This window comes from Candidatus Pelagibacter communis, from assembly GCF_001180205.1.
Classification (GTDB): Bacteria; Pseudomonadota; Alphaproteobacteria; order Pelagibacterales; family Pelagibacteraceae; genus Pelagibacter; species Pelagibacter ubique_O.
The window spans coordinates 1-625 of record NZ_CVSU01000038.1 but is presented as its reverse complement, the minus strand read 5'-3'; the positions used below and the strand labels follow the sequence as shown (position 1 = coordinate 625).

General features: G+C 27.4%; 1 protein-coding gene and 1 other RNA gene. One reads left to right on the top strand and one right to left on the bottom strand.

What is annotated here, in order from left to right:
- On the bottom strand, positions 1–332 hold a 332-nt coding region (locus AMO08_RS05855), incomplete at its 3' end, for a hypothetical protein (protein ID WP_218836560.1).
- Positions 333–435: 103 nt separating this feature from the next.
- Here AMO08_RS05855 and ssrA point away from each other — a divergent pair.
- Positions 436–625: a transfer-messenger RNA gene (ssrA, locus tag AMO08_RS01700) on the top strand; the annotation flags it as partial.

Here is a 625-nt window from a genome sequence, read left to right as displayed (position 1 = left end):
AAAGGAGATAAAATTGCAATTATTATCCACTTGTTTAAATTAATGCTTGTGACAAAAAAATAGACTAAAAAATAATATATAATAAAAACAAGAAACAAAAATACTAATATTACTTTTCTATAACTAGTATCAAAAAAAATACTTATGTGAGTGAAAAATTCTCCAAAAAAACCCCTCCTACCAAAACCACCTGAATAATTTATTGCCCATTCAGCCATAGAATTATTTGTAGGTGAAAGGTAAGTCTTTGAAAGTAAATAAATAGAAGAAAAGATTAAAAAAATTATATAAATAAGAAAAATTTTATTAAATTGAATTTTTAATTGGTCCATAAATATTGAAATTTAAAAAAATTTACTCCTTTGGTATCTTAAAATTTATTGATGATACTTAAAAGATTAAATTAACAATCCTATATTTTATTTCAAAATATAATATGTTGAAATGAGGAATTCAGGCTATATATTAAAGATGCTACTTTGTGGCTATGACGATAAATGAATTTCGTAATAACCATTGCGGACGTGGGGGCAGTACCCACCACCTCCACCATTTCAATTATGGGGGTGAACTAGATTCGACGGGTGACTAAAGGCTATTCTTTCGTTCGGGATTGTTCCACCGT